This is a genomic window from Ensifer sp. LC11, assembly GCF_001695835.1.
Classification (GTDB): domain Bacteria; phylum Pseudomonadota; class Alphaproteobacteria; order Rhizobiales; family Rhizobiaceae; genus Ensifer.
Window position 1 is genome coordinate 20957 of the sequence record NZ_MBSO01000045.1, and the last position, 15253, is coordinate 36209.

Below are 15253 nucleotides of genomic sequence, written 5' to 3' on the forward strand. Positions count from 1 at the left end.
ATTCCTTAGATCGGAATCGATCTAGGGGCAAAATTATGCAGCAGGTCTAAAATCTTACAGCGACCGTACCGCGTCTCGACAGACGCGCGATGCTGTAAGCCGGGAAATTTGTGCAGGGCGCCGAAATCGCTTGGCAAGCTTGAGAACAATGTCTAAAAATAATGCAGGAACAACATGTGCCTGAAAGATATGCAATTGCCAATTCCGGCTCTCTCGTCTCCGCTCCGAATCGGAAATGTCGACATCCGCAATAGGGTCGCGCTCGCGCCGATGTCCGGTGTCACCGATCTCCCATTCCGGCGGCTTGCCTGGCGCTTTGGCGCGGGCTTCGTTGTGACCGAGATGGTTGCCAGCCGGGAGCTGGTCGGCAACGCGTCTGAATCCTGGGCGCGGCTGAAGAATTCCGGCATCAAGCCGCATATCGTCCAACTTGCCGGCCGCGAGGCGCACTGGATGGCGGAGGCGGCGAAGATTGCTGCCGACAATGGCGCCAATATCATCGACATCAACATGGGATGCCCGGCCAAAAAGGTGACGGGCGGTTACTCCGGCTCTGCCCTGATGCGCGATCCCGATCATGCGTTGTCACTCGTCGAGGCAACGGTGAATGCGGTCGATGTGCCAGTGACGCTGAAGATGCGGCTCGGCTGGGACGAAAACTCGATCAACGCGCCGCAAATCGCCAGGCGTGCCGAAGAGGCCGGCGTCAAGGCGATCACCGTGCATGGCCGCACGCGCATGCAGTTCTACAACGGCAAAGCCGATTGGGATGCCATTCGCCGCGTTCGCGAGGTCATCACCGTCCCACTGGTCGCCAATGGCGACGTCGAGACGATTGCGGACGCGCAGGAGATCCTCCGTCGTTCCGGCGCCGACGCCGTCATGGCCGGGCGCTCGTCGCAGGGCCGCCCCTGGCACATCGGGTTTCTGGCTGGCGCCGTCGAACATCCACAGCAGGCGGAGATCGCCGATATCTTCGCGGAGCACTATGAGATGATGCTCGAATTCTATGGCGTCGAGGTTGGCTTGCGGCATGCCCGCAAGCATGTCGCCTGGTACCTGGACCGTTTTGCCGCCAATCTTCCCGGCGCAGACAAGGCAGCGATTCTGACGTCGGCCGATCCGCGTTTTGTCAGTGAAAGAGCGCGTGCCGCAATGCTCGAAGCAGGTCCGGCCGAGACGGAAAACGAGGCGACCGCGGAAGGAATCGCCGCATGACCGAGAAATCGAGCCTCCCGGATGCGCCCGCCAACGGTTTGTCGATGGCGGTTCTGAACGCCATTCAAAACCCGGTGATCCTGGTCGATGTGAATGGCCTCGTGGCCTTTGCCAATTGGGAGGCGGAATCCTTCTTCGGCGCCAGCGCCACGCATCTGGCGCGTCATAACATCAGTGCTTTCATCCCCTTTGGCAGCCCGCTCCTGACGCTGATCGATCAGGTCCGTGAACGCAAGGCGCCGGTCAACGAGTATCGTGTCGACCTCAGTTCGCCGCGTCTTGGGGCCGACAAGCTGGTCGATCTCTATGTCGCGCCCGTACTTTCCGAGCAAGGCTCCGTCGTCGTCGTCTTCCAGGAGCGCTCGATGGCCGACAAGATCGACAGGCAGCTCACCCATCGCGGCGCCGCTCGTTCGGTGACCGGGCTTGCCTCGATGCTGGCGCACGAAATCAAGAACCCGCTTTCGGGCATCCGCGGGGCAGCGCAATTGCTGGAAGCGTCCGCCAATGACGAAGACCGGGCGCTGACGCGGCTGATCTGCGACGAGACCGATCGGATCGTCTCGCTGGTCGATCGCATGGAGGTGTTTTCCGACGAGCGCCCCGTGGACCGCGTGCCGCTCAACATCCATTCGGTGCTTGATCACGTCAAGGCGATCGCCAAGGCCGGTTTTGCCCGACATATCAAGTTTTCGGAAAACTATGACCCGTCCTTGCCGCCTGTTTATGCCAACCGTGACCAACTGGTTCAGGTGTTCTTGAACCTGATCAAGAACGCGGCCGAAGCGATCGGCGAACGTAGCGACGGCGAAATCATTCTGACGACGGCCTATCGGCCGGGCATTCGCCTGTCGGTCGCCGGAACGCGCGAGAAAATCTCGCTGCCACTGGAATTCTGCGTGCACGACAACGGCCCCGGTGTGCCGTCCGACCTTCTGCCGCTGCTTTTCGATCCCTTCATTACCACCAAGACCAACGGTTCCGGCCTGGGTCTTGCCCTGGTCGCCAAGATCATCGGCGGCCATGGCGGCATCGTCGAGTGCGACAGCCAGCAGAATCGAACCACTTTCCGCGTCCTGATGCCGGCTTCCAAGGGGCGGGCGGCGGACGAAGATGACATGCCGATGACAAAAGGAAACCTTGCATGACGGGTGCCACGATCCTCGTCGCGGATGACGACGCAGCCATTCGCACCGTGCTCAATCAAGCGCTGAGCCGCGCCGGATACGATGTCCGCATTACCTCGAATGCCGCGACGCTGTGGCGCTGGATTGCGGCCGGTGACGGCGATCTCGTCGTAACCGATGTGGTGATGCCGGACGAGAACGCCTTCGATCTTCTGCCGCGCATCAAGAAGGCCCGCCCGGACCTGCCGGTGCTGGTCATGAGCGCGCAGAACACCTTCATGACGGCGATCAAGGCATCCGAGAAAGGCGCCTACGACTACCTGCCGAAACCCTTCGACCTGACCGAACTGATCGGCATCATCGGCAGGGCGCTTGCCGAGCCCAAACGTCGCCCGGCGAAGCTGGACGACGATACCCAGGACGGCATGCCGCTGGTCGGCCGCTCGGCGGCGATGCAGGAAATCTACCGGGTGCTCGCGCGTCTGATGCAGACGGACCTGACCTTGATGATCACCGGTGAATCCGGTACCGGCAAGGAGCTGGTTGCCCGGGCGCTGCACGACTACGGCAAGCGCCGCAATGGTCCTTTCGTTGCGATCAACATGGCTGCGATCCCGCGCGATCTGATCGAATCGGAGCTCTTCGGCCACGAGAAGGGTGCCTTTACCGGGGCGCAGATGCGCTCGACCGGGCGTTTCGAGCAGGCCGAGGGTGGCACACTCTTCCTCGACGAAATCGGCGATATGCCGATGGATGCGCAGACCCGCCTGCTGCGGGTGTTGCAGCAGGGGGAGTACACGACTGTTGGCGGCCGCACGCCGATCCGCTCGGACGTGCGCATCGTGGCGGCGACCAACAAGGATCTGAAGCAGTCGATCAATCAGGGCCTGTTCCGCGAAGATCTCTATTATCGCCTGAACGTTGTGCCACTGCGCCTGCCGCCGCTGCGCGATAGGGCCGAGGATATTCCGGATCTGGTTCGCCACTTCGTCCAGCAGGCGGAAAAGGAGGGGCTTGACGTCAAGCGCTTCGACCACGAGGCGCTGGAACTGATGAAGGCGCATCCCTGGCCCGGCAACGTGCGCGAGCTCGAAAACCTGGTACGGCGTCTCACGGCACTTTATCCACAGGACGTCATCACCCGCGAAATCATCGAAAACGAACTGCGCTCCGAAATACCGGACAGCCCAATCGAAAAGGCGGCCGCTCGCCCCGGTTCGCTCACGATTTCCCAGGCCGTCGAAGAGAACATGCGCCAGTATTTCGCAAGCTTTGGCGATGCCTTGCCGCCCGCCGGCCTCTACGATCGGGTGCTTGCCGAAATGGAGTATCCACTCATCCTCGCAGCGCTCACTGCAACCCGTGGTAACCAGATCAAGGCGGCGGATTTGCTCGGGCTCAACCGCAACACGCTGCGCAAGAAGATCCGCGAACTCGGCGTTTCGGTCTATCGCAGCTCACGCAGCGCTTGACTTGGCCACCGCCACCGTTGCATTTTCGCCACAATGCGTTGCTTGAACGTGTTACGACTGCCGAATCGCGCGTCGTTGCCCGCTCGTTCAATCGATTTGACCCAATCGATTGATTGGGTCCGCAACGCGGCAGCCCATTTGGGTGGTGAGGTCAACCTTTGACCAGAGAATGCAAGCAAGTGATGCCGTCGCCGGCTGGCGCCGGTGGGGGGAACGCTTTTCATGGTGGATGCAATGGCCTTGCCGCTGGGCACAGATGAGGGACTAGCGGCGCAGGACCGGCGCGCGTCCTTTGCCCTGCCGGGCCTCATGCTGGCGACCGGCGCCTTGATCTGCGCAACCGTCTCGCTGCTCGTGCTTCTCGGGTTGACGCCGATCCGGCTCGAGAGAAACATCGTCATCGCCTGCGCGGCTATCAACAGCCTCTTCGTTGTCGGCCTCATCTATCTGATCGCCCGTGAAATTCTGCGGCTCCTGCGCGCGCGCCACAAGGGCCGCGCGGCCGCACGGCTGCACGTGCGCATCGTTGCGCTGTTTTCGATCGTGGCGATCACGCCTGCGGTTCTCGTGGCGATTTTTGCCAGTATCACCCTCGATGTCGGCCTTGACCGCTGGTTTTCGTTGCGGACGCAGGCGATCGTTCGCTCGTCGATCAACGTCGCGCAGGCCTATGTGCTCGAGAATGCCAGCTATCTGCAGGGTCAGACCGTGTCGATGGCGAACGACCTGGAGCGCAACCGCCAGCTTTACAGCCTTGACCGTACAGGCTTTGCGGAACTGATGACCCGCCAGGCGCGTGGGCGCGGCATGCTTGGCGCCTTCCTCGTGCGCGCCGATGGCAGCGCCATCGTGCAGGCCAACATCTCGACCGATCGGCCGTTGCCGGCGATCCCGCCGGATGCATTGAAGAGTTCGATATCTGGTCAGCCGACCCTGATCCCACCGGGGATTACCAACCTCGTCGGAGCCGTCATACCGCTGGACGACATTCCCGGCACCTTCCTTTACACGGTGCGCAATGTCGATCCGGAGGTGATGCGCTCGCTCCGGCTGATGGAAGAGAACACTGCCGAGTACAAGATGCTTGAGGCAGGGCGAACCTTCACCCAGATCGCCTTCGGTGTCCTCTATATCGGCTTTGCCCTCATCGTTCTCCTGGCTGCGATCTGGACAGCCATTGCCGTTGCCGACCGCATCGTAAGGCCTATTCGCCAGTTGATCGGCGCTGCCGACAGCGTCGCCTCGGGCAATCTCGATGTTGTCGTGCCGGTTCGCGCTGTCGACGGCGACGTCGGCAACCTGTCGCGCACGTTCAACAAGATGGTCTCGGAGATCCGCAGCCAGCAGGAACAGATCCTGGAGGCCAAGGACGAAGTCGACCATCGCCGCCGCTTCATCGAAGCGGTGCTTTCAGGCGTGACCGCGGCGGTCATCGGCGTCGGTCGTGACCGACAGATCACCATCGCGAACCCGTCTTCCGAAGAGTTCATGAAGAAGGCGGCGCCCGACCTTCTCGGTGCCGACTTGAGGAAGGTCGCGCCCGAGATCGAAGAGGTCCTGCTCGAGGCCGAAAGCCGTCATCGCAACGACTACCGCAAGCAGATCAACGTCATGCGCGGCGGAACCGAACGGACGCTGAACGTTCAGGTGACGCGAGAAGAGGGCGGCGAGGCGAACGAATCCTATGTCATCACCATTGATGACATCACCGACCTCGTCATCGCCCAGCGCTCCACCGCCTGGGCGGATGTGGCGCGCCGCATCGCGCATGAGATCAAGAATCCGCTGACGCCGATCCAGCTTTCTGCAGAGCGCCTGAAGCGGCGTTACGGCAAGCAGATCAACCAGGACGACAAGGCCGTCTTTGACCAATGTACGGACACCATTGTTCGCCAGGTGGAAGATATCGGCCGCATGGTCGATGAGTTCTCGGCCTTCGCGCGCATGCCGAAGCCGACGAAGGAGAAGGCAGATCTCCGCGCTATCCTGAAGGATGCGGTGTTCCTGCGCGAGATGGGCAACAACCATATCAATTTCGTGCGGGACCTCGGCGATGAGCCGCTGGAGGGCCTGTTTGACGGGCGCATGCTTGGCCAGGCCTTCGGCAACATCGTCAAGAACGCCGTCGAATCGATCGAGGCAGTGCCGGCCGATGCGGTTCGCAGTCAGCCGATGGTGGTTGCGCGCGCACGAACCGATGTGACGACCGGCCGTTTCGTCGTCGACATCATCGACAACGGCAAGGGCCTGCCGACGGAAAACCGGCACCGTATTCTGGAGCCATACATGACGATGCGCGAGAAGGGCACGGGCCTCGGTCTCGCCATCGTAAAGAAGATCATCGAGGACCATGGCGGACAATTGGAATTGCACGACGCGCCAGCCGATTACGACGGCGGTGTCGGAGCGATGATCCGCGTGATCCTGCCGCCTGCCGGAGAGACCGCAGGCGAAGACAGTTTGAAGGATAAGGGTGCGAGCGATGGCCGCTGATATTCTGGTTGTGGACGATGAGGAAGATATCCGCGAGATCGTGTCGGGTATCCTGTCCGATGAGGGACACGAGACCCGCACCGCCTTCGACAGCGACAGCGCGCTGGCGGCGATCAGCGATCGTGTGCCGCGTCTGGTGTTCCTCGACATCTGGATGCAGGGAAGTCGTCTCGATGGCCTGGCGCTGCTCGACGAGATCAAAGGGCGACATCCCGATCTTCCCGTCGTCATGATTTCCGGTCACGGCAACATCGAGACCGCCGTCAACGCCATCAAGCGCGGCGCCTATGACTTCATCGAGAAGCCATTCAAGGCGGACCGTCTGATCCTGATCGCCGAGCGGGCGCTGGAAAACTCGAAGCTCAAGCGCGAGGTCTCCGAACTCAAGAAGAAGTCCGGCGACCCCGTTGAATTGATTGGCACTTCGGTGGCCGTGTCGCAGCTTCGTCAGACGATCGAGAAGGTTGCACCGACCAACAGCCGCATCATGATTCAGGGTCCGTCAGGGTCCGGCAAGGAACTGGTCGCGCGGATGATTCACCGCAAGTCGACCCGCTCGACCGGCCCCTTCGTGGCGCTCAACGCTGCGGCGATCACGCCGGACCGCATGGAGATCGCGCTGTTTGGCACCGAGGGAACGCCGGGGCAGCCACGCCGCACCGGTGCTTTGGAAGAGGCCCATGGCGGTATTCTCTACCTTGATGAAATCGGCGAAATGCCGCGTGAGACCCAGAACAAGATTCTGCGCGTCCTCGTCGACCAGCAGTTTGAGCGTGTCGGCGGCACCAAGCGCGTCAAGGTCGATGTCCGCATCATCTCATCGACCGCCTACAACCTCGAGAATATGATTTCCGAGGGGCTGTTCCGCGAAGACCTGTTCCACCGGCTGGCCGTGATCCCGGTTCGTGTACCGGCGCTTGCTGAACGGCGCGAGGATATTCCGTTTCTCGTCGACATGTTCATGCGCCAGGTCAGCGAGCAGGCTGGCATCCGCCCGCGCAAGATCGGCGACGATGCGCTGGCCGTGCTTCAGGCGCATGATTGGCCCGGCAACATCCGCCAGCTTCGCAACAACATCGAGCGATTGATGATCCTTGCCCGCAGCGACGGTCCCGACACGCCGATTTCCGCCGACATGCTGCCGACGGAGGTGGGCGATACCCTGCCAAAGATCTCCGCGCAGGGTGATCAGCACATCATGACGTTGCCATTGCGCGAGGCTCGCGAAATGTTCGAGCGTGATTATCTGATCGCGCAGATCAACCGGTTCGGCGGCAACATTTCGCGCACGGCGGAATTTGTCGGCATGGAGCGGTCGGCTCTGCATCGCAAGCTGAAGTCGCTGGGCGTCTGAGCCATTTTCCCGGCCGTCGCGGCAGCGCTCACAGGTGAAAGTACGACATGAAGGTAGTCATTTGTGGCGCGGGCCAGGTCGGATACGGCATCGCCGAGCGGCTGGCACAGGAAGACAACGACGTTTCGGTGATCGATACCTCGGCGGCATTGATCGCCAACATCACCGAGAGTCTCGACGTGCGCGGCTACGTCGGGCACGGCGCGCATCCGGATGTGCTGGCGAAGGCCGGTGCCGATCAGGCCGACATGCTGATTGCCGTCACGCTGTCCGACGAGGTCAACATCGTTGCCTGCGAAGTGGCGCATGCGATCTTCAACGTGCCGACAAAGGTCGCGCGCATCCGGGCGCAGAGCTATCTCGCGCCCGAATACTCGAACCTGTTCTCGCGCGAGAACGTGCCGATCGACGTCACCATCTCGCCCGAAGTCGAGGTCGGTCGGCTGGTGCTGCGGCGCATTTCCTTTCCCGGTGCGATCGACGTCGTGCGCTTTGCCGACGACCGCATTGCGATGGTCGCGTTCGAATGCCTGGAAGATTGCCCGGTGGTCGGCACGCCACTGCAGCAACTGAGCGAACTGTTCCCCGATCTGCTTGCGACCGTCACCGGCATTTTCCGCAATGGCAGGGTGATCGTGCCCCATTCCGACGATCAGTTGCAGGCCGGCGACATCGCCTATGTTGTCTGCGATCGGGATCATGCCCGCCGGACGCTGGCGCTCTTCGGTCATGAGGAGCAGGAAGCACGGCGCATCATCATCTTCGGTGGCGGCAATGTCGGCTATTTCGTCGCCAAGGCGATCGAGGAGCATCAGCCGAGAACGCGGGTGAAGTTGATCGAGAGCGATCGCGACCGGGCGGTGATGATGGCGGACAAGCTGAGCAGCACGGTCGTTCTCAACGGTTCCGCGATGGACCAGCGTATCCTGACGCAGGCCGATGTCCAGGATGCCGATCTCGTTGTGGCGCTCACCAACAACGACCAGATCAACATCCTCGGCAGCATGATGGCCAAGCGGCTGGGCGCGAAATCGACACTCGTCCTGATCAACGAGCCGTCCTATCAGGATTTTGCCGGCACCGCCGGGGTCGATGCCTATGTGAACCCGCGCGCCGTGACCATTTCGCGGGTGCTTCAGCACGTCCGCAAGGGCCGTATCCGCTCTGTGTACGCCGTGCAGAAGGGCATGGCCGAAGTCATCGAGGCAGAAGCGCTTGAGACCTCACCGCTCGTCGGCAAGGCCTTGCGGGACCTCGAGCTCCCCGATGGCATCCGCATCGGCGCACTCTACCGGGACAAGATGTTCATTCGCCCCGACGGCGGCACGAAGATCAAGGCGAAGGATCGCGTCGTGCTGTTTGCCGCTGCCGATGCGGTGCGGCATGTCGAGCAACTTTTCCGCGTCAGCATCCAGTATTTCTAAGGCCGAGACGATGCCCAGAATTGCCTATGTCAATGGTGCCTACGTGCCGCACGCGAGCGCCGGCATCCACGTCGAGGATCGCGGCTACCAGTTCGCTGACGGCGTCTACGAAGTCTGCGAGGTGCGCCATGGCTACATTGTCGATCTCAATCGCCATCTCGATCGTCTCGATCGCTCGCTTGGGGAACTGCGCATCGGGTGGCCGATGAACCGCGCAGCACTCGTGCACGTGATTCGCGAGGTGCTCCGGCGAAACCGGGTCCGAAACGGCCTTTTCTATCTGCAGGTGACACGCGGCGTCGCGCGCCGGGACCATGTTTTCCCGGCAGAGGGGACGATGCCGACGATCGTCGTGACCGCGAAACGCACCGATACGGCAGCCATCGCCAGGAAGGCGACGCATGGAATTGCGGCGATTACCGTGCCGGAGAACCGCTGGGATCGGGTCGACATCAAATCCGTCGGCCTTCTTCCAAACGTGCTCGCCCGCCAGAAGGCGAAGGAGGAGGGCGCACAGGAGGCGATTTTCGTCGATGCAGATGGTACGGTGAAGGAGGGCGCCGCGACCAATGTCTGGATCGTTGATTGCGACGGAACCTTGCGCACACGCCCGGCCGAGCACGGAATTCTAAGAGGTATTACCCGCACGACTCTGATCGACGTTGCCGAACCGCTTGGGCTCAAGATCGAGGAGAGAGCGTTCTCGATTGAGGAAATGCTCGCAGCCCGCGAGGTCTTCATTACCGCCGCGACGAGCATCTGCTTTCCGGTCGTTTCGGTGGATGGTAAGCCTATCGCCAACGGCCATCCCGGAAGCATAGCACAGAATATTCGCGAAGCCTTTTTCGGCGTTGCGGAAAAGACATTGATTTGATACCAAACTCTCAGGAGGTGTCGGGGAAGGCACTTATGGCGCCTCTGATTGCGAAATTTGACAAAAATGCACCGGCGCGAAACGTCGGCAAATAAGAAAGAAGCGGCGCGATGGCGGAACGTTCTCAAAACTTGCAGGATCTCTTTCTCAACACGGTCCGCAAGCAAAAGATTTCATTGACAATTTTTCTTATCAACGGTGTCAAACTCACCGGCGTCGTGACGTCTTTTGATAATTTCTGCGTCCTGTTGCGTCGCGATGGCCATTCGCAACTGGTCTACAAGCACGCAATCTCGACCATCATGCCCGGCCAGCCGCTGCAGATGTTCGAGAACGAAGAAGCTGCATCCTGACGGGACGTTAGGCACATTACCAAGCGAGATTCAAAGTCGTCGTCGATCATTCCGGAGCTCGAGAAGCTCCGCGACGACATGCGCGCGGTCGTCATCGTTCCGGTCTTGAAGAAGACCGGAAGGCAGTCTGCCGAGATCCTCTCGACCACGACGACACGCTCGGATGAAAGCCGCCTCGAAGAGGCGACCGGCCTGGCGATGGCAATCGACCTGGAAGTCGTGCACGGCGCGATCGTTTCGGTGTCGCAGCCGAAGCCAGGCACACTGCTCGGCAGCGGCAAGATCGAGGAAATCGGCCACATTCTCGTTGAGCTCGATGCCGGCCTGGTCATCGTCGACCATCCCTTGACGCCGGTGCAGCAACGCAACCTCGAAAAGGAATGGAACGCCAAGGTCATCGACCGAACCGGCCTCATTCTGGAGATTTTCGGTCGCCGCGCCTCCACCAAGGAAGGCACGCTGCAGGTCGATCTTGCCCATCTCAATTACCAGAAGGGCCGTCTGGTCCGAAGCTGGACCCACCTTGAGCGTCAGCGCGGTGGCGGTGGCTTCATGGGTGGTCCGGGCGAAACCCAGATTGAAGCGGACCGCCGCCTGCTGCAGGACCGCATTGTCAAGCTCGAGCGCGAGCTGGAGCAGGTGCGCCGCACGCGGCAATTGCATCGCTCCAAGCGCAAGAAGGTGCCGCATCCGATCGTCGCGCTCGTCGGCTACACCAATGCCGGAAAGTCGACGCTGTTCAACCGCATGACCGGGGCAGGGGTTCTGGCCGAGGACATGCTGTTTGCGACGCTCGATCCGACGCTTCGGCGCCTGAAGCTGCCGCATGGCCGGATGGTCATCCTGTCCGACACCGTCGGGTTCATTTCCGACCTGCCGACGCATCTCGTCGCCGCGTTCCGCGCGACGCTTGAAGAGGTGCTGGAAGCGGACCTCATCCTGCATGTGCGCGATCTCTCCGATCCGGACAACCAGGCACAGGCAAGCGACGTCCTTCGGATTCTGGCCGATCTCGGGATCGACGAGAAGGAAGCCTCGGAGCGGCTCATCGAGGTCTGGAACAAGATCGACCGGCTCGATGGCGAATCACGCGAAGCACTGCGCGGCAAGGCGGCAACATCCGACAACACGGTCGCCGTTTCCGCGATCACCGGTGACGGCGTTGACGAACTGCTTGCGGAGATTGGCCGACGCCTTTCGGGCGTTCTGACCGAATGCACCGTGGTGCTCGGCATCGACCAACTGCAGCTTCTGCCCTGGGTCTACCAGCACGCCATCGTTGATGGTCGCGAGGATCTGGAGGACGGGCGTGTGAGCCTTGATCTCAGGCTGACCGAAAACGAAGCCTCCGATCTGGAGCGTCGTCTCGGAAACGGACCAAAGCCGATCGAGGAAGACTGGTAGGCCTCAGAGCTTGTCTCAGCGAGGCCGCCTATCGATCTCGGCAATGCGATGGGCGCTGTTGCAGCGCCTCTGCTTGCCTCATCCCAGCTGCCGTTCGATTGCCTTGGCGGCCTGCCAAAGCTCTTCCATCCGCTCCAGCGTTGCGCCATCCAGTGTCTCGCCGCCGGCCTCGAGCTCGCGCTCGATATGGGCGAAGCGGCGGCGGAACTTGGTGTTGGTGCCGCGCAGCGCCATCTCCGGATCGGTCCCGACATGACGACCGATATTGACCACCGCAAAAATCAAGTCACCCAGTTCGTCGCTGACCTTGGCGCGATCTTTCTCGCGCAGCGCCTGGCGCAATTCACCGATCTCTTCTTCGATCTTGTCGAGGATCGGTTCGGGTTCGGACCAGTCAAAGCCCACCTTCGCAGCGCGTTCCTGAAGCTTCAGCGCTTCGACCAACGCCGGAAACGATCGCTGCACCGAGCCGAGGTGGTTTGCTGCGGCATCCGTTGCAAGACCGCGGTGCGCTCGCCTGGCCTGTCGCTCCGCTTTCTCGGCTTGCTTGATCGCGTCCCATTGCAGCTTGACCGCCTCGGGCGTATCGGCATCTGAGCGCGCAAAGACATGCGGATGGCGGCGGATCATCTTGCGCGTTACCGCCTCGACGACGTCACCGAAGGTGAACGCACCGGCTTCCTCCGCCATGCGGGCGTGGAAGACGACTTGCAGCAAGAGATCGCCGAGCTCGTCGCACAGGTCGTGCATGTCGCCGCGCTCGATGGCGTCGGCGACCTCATAGGCCTCTTCGATCGTATAGGGCTTGATCGTCTCGAAGGTCTGGACGACGTCCCATGGGCAGCCGGTTTCCGGCTGGCGGAGAGCCGTCATGATGTCGAGCAGGCGTTGAATGTCGCTTGAAGGTTCCATGGGTGTCAGTTCAGCGGAATGGCGTTCTCGTCCTTGCCGGACTGGTAGCTGTCGGAAAGGCTCTGGTAGCGTGCGCGAATGCGGGCATCCTGGGCGGTGAGCCGGTCACGGGTTTCGGGATCGGCGCCCTTGGTCAGAGTGGCGATGGCGGCCGAGTGCCAGAAGGCGTTGTCCTGCGCGTAACCGCCCGGCTCCAGCCGGAAGACTTCCTTGAGGATCTTCAGGTCATGCGGGATGGCGAAGCTGTCGCGCGAATCCTCATGGCTGAAGAAATAATAGAAATTATCGAACCCGGCCCAGGTGATAGCCGAAAGACACATGGAGCAGGGCTCGTGCGTCGACAGGAATATGAGTTCGCGCGTATCAGGCTTCTCGGCCATTTCGTAGAATCGCTTCAGCGTGTGGACCTCGCCGTGCCAGAGCGGATTTTCCGTCTCGTTGTTGGTTTCGGCAAGAACCAGCGACAGATCGGACTTGCGCAGGATCGCGGCGCCGAACACCTTGTTGCCGGCGGCAACGCCCTTTTCGGTGAGCGGCAGGATATCGTTTTCGATCACGGTCAGCAGCCGTTCGGCGAGTTCCGCTTGGGTCATGTCATCTGTCTCCGGCAGGTCGGTGTCGGCATTTAACGGAGGTTGCCCTTCGGGCGCAATGGCTGCGCAAAGGTCGGCGTTTTAGCGGGCCCGGAGATATTTGCTCAAAATGATGCACCGCCGAGCAAAACAATACGGGACCGGAAAGGCATTGAAATTTCTGTTCCTTCAATTGTTGTGCCCCATAAGGGATATTCGCCGCAGCCTGTAGAAGGAACCGTTTGCCAGACCATGACGCAGCAACTCGCCGTTTTCCCCGCATTCTTTCGCGTCGCGCAGAAGCGCGTGGCGGTGTTCGGCAATGGCGACGAGGCCTTTGCGAAGGTGCGGCTGCTGCTGAACACGGAAGCGTCGATCATCGTCTTCGCCGAGGCGCCGGAAGCAGATTTCGCCAGGTATCTCGCTGATCGTTCTATCGAAAACGTTCGGGCCGCGTTTGCTGCTACGCAGCTCGAAGGTGCCGTGCTCGTGTTCGCGGCCACCGGCAACGCCGAAGAGGATCAGCGCATCGTGATCGCCGCGCGCGAGCGCAAGATCCCAGCCAATGCTGTCGATCAACCCGATTATTGCGACTTCTTCACACCCGCGCTGGTCAACCGCGCGCCGGTTGCCGTTGCCATCGGCACGGAAGGCGCAGGGCCGGTACTCGCCCAGATGATCCGCGCCCAGATCGACCAGCTTCTTTCCCCTTCGCTTGGCGTCGTCGCCTCGCTTGCCGCGAGCTATCGCGAGGCCGTTGATCGCCTGGTGCCGCGTGGCGTGGCGCGCCGTCTGTTCTGGCGCCGGTTCTTTCAGGGCCCGGTCGCCGATAAGGTCGCCGGCGGTGATCTGGCGGCAGCGCGCCGCGAGGTCTCGCGCCTGCTGGACGCGCCCGAAAAGGCAGCCGGCCACGTCTGGCTCGTCGGTGCCGGTCCCGGTGCTGAAGATCTGCTGACGCTTCGCGCTCAGCGCGTAATGATGGAAGCCGATGCGATCGTCTATGACGCGCTGGTGCCGCAGGCGATCGTCGATATGGGCCGCCGCGATGCCGAGCGTCTCTCGGTCGGCAAGCGCAAGGGCTGCCACTCGAAGTCTCAAGACGAGATCAATCAATTGCTGGTGACGCTCGCCGCCGAAGGCAAGCGCGTTGTTCGCCTGAAGTCGGGAGACCCGCTCGTCTATGGCCGCGCCGGCGAAGAGATGGCGGCCTTGCGCGAGGCGGGAATGAGCTATGAGATCGTCCCGGGTATCACCTCGGCCTTTGCCGCTGCCGCTGACTTCGAACTGCCGCTGACGCTCCGTGGCGTCGCGTCGTCGCTGGTGTTCACCACCGGGCACGATCTGACCGGTGAGGTTTTGCCCGATTGGGCGCGGCTTGCGGTGTCGGGCGCAACGATCGCCGTCTACATGGGCCGCACGGTTGCGGCCTCCGTCGCCGGCCGCTTGATGCAGGCGGGGCTGCCGGCGGAAACGACGGTTGCCGTCATCGAAAATGCCAGCCGCGCGGATCGTCGCCTGTTGCACGGCACCTTGAAGGATCTGCCGGACCTGGAAAACCGCACCGAGCTTTCCGGCCCGGTAATGGTCATCATCGGTGATGCCGTTGCCGGCGCCAATTTCGAGCGCTCCGAGCCGCTCGTTGTCGGCCACAAGCGCCGGGCCGACAGAACCATTGAAGTCGCCTTCGGGCGTGACGAACAGATTTTGAACTGAGGAAGAGGTCATGGTGAGCAAGGTTTTGACGGCAAATCGACTTTCGGACGGCATTTCCGTCTGGCTGGATGCCGCGGGCAACTGGGTCGAGCAGCTTCAGGACGCCTTCATCGCCCGCCATGCCGAGGCCGTGACGGCGCTCGAAGCCACGGGCAAACAGGCTTTTGAGGACAACAAGGTCGTCGACGTCAACGTCGTCGACGTCGAGGAGGTCAACGGCACGCTTCGGCCGTTGCGCATGCGCGAGCGTATCCGCGCGGAAGGCCCGTCGATCCCCTATGCTGCCGGCTACAATGGCCTTTCCGGCCCGAAACACGCTGCCTGAGGAACCGATACC

At 61.7% G+C, this 15253-nt stretch carries 13 protein-coding genes; 11 read left to right on the forward strand and 2 right to left on the reverse strand.

The window, feature by feature from the left end:
* Nucleotides 1-174: 174 nt before the first annotated feature.
* From dusB to hflX, 9 genes are all read left to right on the forward strand, one after another.
* Nucleotides 175-1218, forward strand: a complete 1044-nt coding sequence (gene dusB, locus BBX50_RS24125) for a tRNA dihydrouridine synthase DusB (RefSeq protein WP_065777843.1) — start codon at nucleotides 175-177, stop codon at nucleotides 1216-1218.
* A complete protein-coding gene (locus BBX50_RS24130) occupies nucleotides 1215-2366 on the forward strand; it encodes a nitrogen regulation protein NR(II) (RefSeq protein ID WP_065777844.1) in 1152 nt (383 codons plus the stop codon). The genes dusB and BBX50_RS24130 overlap by 4 nt, the downstream gene beginning before the upstream one ends.
* A complete protein-coding gene (ntrC, locus tag BBX50_RS24135; RefSeq protein WP_065777845.1) occupies nucleotides 2363-3817 on the forward strand; it encodes a nitrogen regulation protein NR(I) in 1455 nt (484 codons plus the stop codon). Before BBX50_RS24130 ends, ntrC begins: the two co-directional genes overlap by 4 nt.
* A gap of 222 nt (nucleotides 3818-4039) precedes the next feature.
* Complete coding sequence (locus BBX50_RS24140) at nucleotides 4040-6310, forward strand: PAS domain-containing sensor histidine kinase (protein ID WP_065777846.1); 2271 nt, start codon at nucleotides 4040-4042, stop codon at nucleotides 6308-6310.
* Nucleotides 6300-7664: a two-component system response regulator NtrX gene (gene ntrX / locus BBX50_RS24145; RefSeq protein WP_065777847.1), complete on the forward strand. Its 1365-nt coding sequence runs from the start codon at nucleotides 6300-6302 to the stop codon at nucleotides 7662-7664. The genes BBX50_RS24140 and ntrX overlap by 11 nt, the downstream gene beginning before the upstream one ends.
* 47 nt (nucleotides 7665-7711) lie before the next feature.
* Entirely contained in the window at nucleotides 7712-9088 is a 1377-nt protein-coding gene (gene trkA, locus BBX50_RS24150) for a Trk system potassium transporter TrkA (protein ID WP_065777848.1), read from the forward strand.
* 10 nt (nucleotides 9089-9098) lie between these two features.
* On the forward strand, nucleotides 9099-9962 hold the full coding sequence (locus BBX50_RS24155) for a D-amino-acid transaminase (protein WP_065777849.1): 864 nt from the start codon (nucleotides 9099-9101) through the stop codon (nucleotides 9960-9962).
* Between the two features lie 110 nt (nucleotides 9963-10072).
* Nucleotides 10073-10315 carry an RNA chaperone Hfq gene (gene hfq / locus BBX50_RS24160; RefSeq protein WP_003535434.1) on the forward strand — a complete coding sequence of 81 codons (243 nt, stop codon included), beginning with the start codon at nucleotides 10073-10075 and terminating at the stop codon, nucleotides 10313-10315.
* 78 nt (nucleotides 10316-10393) lie between these two features.
* Nucleotides 10394-11719: a GTPase HflX gene (gene hflX / locus BBX50_RS24165; RefSeq protein ID WP_065777850.1), complete on the forward strand. Its 1326-nt coding sequence runs from the start codon at nucleotides 10394-10396 to the stop codon at nucleotides 11717-11719.
* Between the two features lie 78 nt (nucleotides 11720-11797).
* Here hflX and mazG read toward each other — a convergent pair whose 3' ends face one another.
* Both mazG and BBX50_RS24175 read right to left on the reverse strand, forming a co-directional pair.
* Nucleotides 11798-12631, reverse strand: coding sequence for a nucleoside triphosphate pyrophosphohydrolase (gene mazG / locus BBX50_RS24170; RefSeq protein WP_065777851.1), 834 nt, complete (start codon nucleotides 12629-12631; stop codon nucleotides 11798-11800).
* A 5-nt stretch (nucleotides 12632-12636) separates the two neighbouring features.
* On the reverse strand, nucleotides 12637-13224 hold the full coding sequence (locus BBX50_RS24175) for a nucleoside deaminase (protein WP_065777852.1): 588 nt from the start codon (nucleotides 13222-13224) through the stop codon (nucleotides 12637-12639).
* A gap of 231 nt (nucleotides 13225-13455) precedes the next feature.
* Between BBX50_RS24175 and cysG the strand changes: the two genes are divergently transcribed.
* Together cysG and BBX50_RS24185 are read left to right on the forward strand one after the other, a co-directional pair.
* Nucleotides 13456-14916 (forward strand): siroheme synthase CysG, encoded by a 1461-nt coding sequence (gene cysG, locus BBX50_RS24180; protein ID WP_065777853.1) that lies wholly within the window; start codon nucleotides 13456-13458, stop codon nucleotides 14914-14916.
* Nucleotides 14917-14926: 10 nt separating this feature from the next.
* Entirely contained in the window at nucleotides 14927-15241 is a 315-nt protein-coding gene (locus BBX50_RS24185) for a DUF2849 domain-containing protein (RefSeq protein ID WP_065777854.1), read from the forward strand.
* The last annotated feature ends 12 nt before the right edge of the window (nucleotides 15242-15253 follow it).